General features: G+C 63.9%; 2 protein-coding genes and 1 pseudogene. All 3 read left to right on the top strand.

The genetic code is table 11. The features are described 5' to 3' along the window. Positions 1-818 (top strand): annotated as a pseudogene (locus tag ACYCTF_RS14330) (hypothetical protein); the annotation flags it as partial. Between the two features lie 597 nt (positions 819-1415). Further along, positions 1416-1754, top strand: coding sequence for a hypothetical protein (locus ACYCTF_RS14325; RefSeq protein ID WP_461284029.1), 339 nt, complete (start codon positions 1416-1418; stop codon positions 1752-1754). Between the two features lie 65 nt (positions 1755-1819). Further along, a partial coding sequence (locus ACYCTF_RS14320; RefSeq protein ID WP_461285086.1) for a hypothetical protein occupies positions 1820-2757 on the top strand: 938 nt, incomplete at its 3' end.

Below are 2757 nucleotides of genomic sequence, written 5' to 3'. Positions count from 1 at the left end.
AACTGGGGTTCGCGTTCGGCCAGTGTCCGAACGGTCTCATGGACCAGGTCCTCATCCTCAAAGACGCCATGGGGAGAGCGGTCTCGGAGCTCTTGCCGGCCTATGGCAGGCTTGCGGGCCTGGCCTTCGTACCGCTCCAGGCCTTGGCCGGTACCGCAGGGGTCCCAGGGCGGCCCGTGGATCCCCGGCGCATGGGGTCAAAGACCATCCCGCAGGGCGCTTCGTGGTTACAGGCGGCGGTCATCGCCCGCGAGGTTCGGGCGGCGATGGGTGTGGCGGAAGGGGCCCTGGAGGACAAAGCCTTGTATGAGCTCCTCGGGATCACCAAGAAGGCCGCCGATGGGCTCACCCTGGGACCCCACGCCCGTGCGGCAGTCGGGATTCCCGTAGTCTCCGGGGCGTATCGCTTTCTGGCGCGGGAGGGGGATAGATCTACTCGGCGCTTCGAATGGGCGCGACTCTTCGCCGACTTCCTCTTGCCCGAGGAGGCGCGCGGCCCATGGCTTGCCAGTACCGACCTCATGAGCTGGCGCCAGAAATATCAGCGGGCCTTCGCCGCCGAGCTTCTCTGTCCCTTCGAGGCATTGCAGAGTTATCTGAACGGCAATACCTCGGCGGCCGGTGTCGATCTCGCCGCCCGCGACTTCGGGGTCCCGGTCGATATCGTGGAGGCGGTTCTGGCCTACAACGGCATCCTCTCCTCGCGGGTGCGGTTTGGGGACCCCAAGACGGGCTTTCCCATGTATCAGGGGCGGTTCGCTTCTCAATATGCGTGGCTCCCGGGTGGTAAGGGGCTTGCCTCATTCCGAAAAATGTAAGCGCGCGCGAATGAGGTGCGTCTCAATAACCTGATGTGCGGGGCCGCGGTTTGGCCGGGTGGAGGGGAAGGGGTGCTATGGCCAAGCCGGCCAAAGGTCCGCTCACGATCCCTGACCCGGGAGTGGTGACGCGGTTTCGTGATCGGTCACGGAACACTGCGGTGCGATCCCTTGTTGGCGACTGCGACCAAGGGGGCATAGTGCGCGTGTCAGACCTTGTCGTCGCGCTTGGGAGAGTCGGCGGTGTGCTGGCAGTGGATGGCAAGTGCGCCAAGGCCGCTATGGGGCAAACGCTAGGATGTTGAGCTCAAGGCGCGCGGAATAATGGGAGCGCCTGCATGATGCGGCGGGGCGAGCCCACATTGTCTCGGATTCGTGAGGGCGCGTATTGAAGGGGACACATATCGAAGTGTGGCGCAATGTTTCCGTGTGTTCTGAACCCAATGGACCTGCCGGGAGAGGCAGCTCATTCTGGCTCCGGTTTCCAGTATTCTAGCGGGAGCGAGGCGATGGCGAGATCTGGATGTCGCACGGACGAGCCTAAAAGGCTCTGAAGCGGAGGTGGGACAATTGGTTATGTGGCGCGGATACGGGCGCGTGAATCCTAAGCGGCGATTGCGTGCCGTGGAGGCTGGGGAGCGAGGTGCTTTGGCCGCCCTTGCCCAGGGGGCGCGGTATGGGGGAAATCCCGGACACAAGAAGAATCCGGGGGACTTCGGGCTTACGCCGCCGAGTGGCGCGCGCCTCGGGGCATGCCTTTGTGACGACGCGAATATAACATCGAAGGCCGAGGCCCTGAGATATCTCCAGGAGGGGCTGCGTCGAGGGCTTGTCAGTGAACGCTGGTGCGGCGACTGGCCGCAGAACGTCTGGGCGGTTAGCGATGCGGGCTGGCCCCTGGAAGCGCAGCTTGAGAACCGGGGGACCGGGACCTAGCATGGATACCCTCTATGTGAAGCAGACCCGCTACGCGAGGAGGTTCTGAGACGATGGTCGGGCCCGTGAGCACCTTTCGGTGGACGTGGGAATGGGCGGTCTCGGCCTATGACGAGGAGCCGGAGGTCGCGGACACGATAGCGCGCCTAGGACTCTATGTGGGACCGCATAACCTCATGCGCAATGAAGATGCGTGGTCCCGGGATCCGCAGGAAGCGATCCTGGCTGCGGCTTACCCATTGGCACTGTGGTTTGCGTCATCGTGGTGGCGCCTCCATTGGGAGCCTCTGCCGCCGGACCGTATGTCTCCGACCGTAGAGTGGCGTATGGCGCATGAACTCGCCGCTGCGGGACATGGTTTTGTGTGGCCGCGGGTGTTGTTTGCCGCTGACGGGCAGCGCATGCGGGTATGGGCCCTTGCCTCCCGACCGGACGCCCGACAGTCTTTACGTTACCTTACGAGCCTGGAGCAGCCAGTCTATGTCTCGTTGGATGATTTCGGGCGCGGGATCGAGGCGCTCATCGGGGCGACGCTGGAGCGTTTGGAGGCGCGGGGGCGTCCGAAGAATGATCTGCAAGCCCTGTGGGGCCTCGTCTGCGAAGATCGCGCAAACGCCGAGAGCACGGTTTATAGGAGGACGGAGGCGGAGTTCGGATTCGAGCCTGATGAGGCGCCGGAGCCGTTTATGGACACGGCCTTGCGGTTGCGACGGGTCCTGGGGTTGAGTTTGTCGGAAGTCGCGGCCGTATATGGGAAGGGGACGGGAGGTCCAACGGAGATCGAGGCGCTTATCCAGGCGCCCGGCGTGCCGGGTAAGCCCTCCGATCCCCGCCCATTGGGTTCGATTTCGGCATGGGCTTACGGATCAGCGCGACCCTGGGAGGAAGCCGTGCAAGCGGCGCGCAGCGTACGGACGGCCCTGGGAAACACGGAAGATCCCTTGGATGAGGGGGTGCTGTATGACTTATTGGGGATCACAGCCGACGGGATGGCCTCGTGGTC

The organism is Acidiferrobacter sp. (assembly GCF_054609335.1).
Note: the sequence above shows the minus strand (reverse complement) of the source record. Positions and strands in the feature narration are given on the sequence as shown.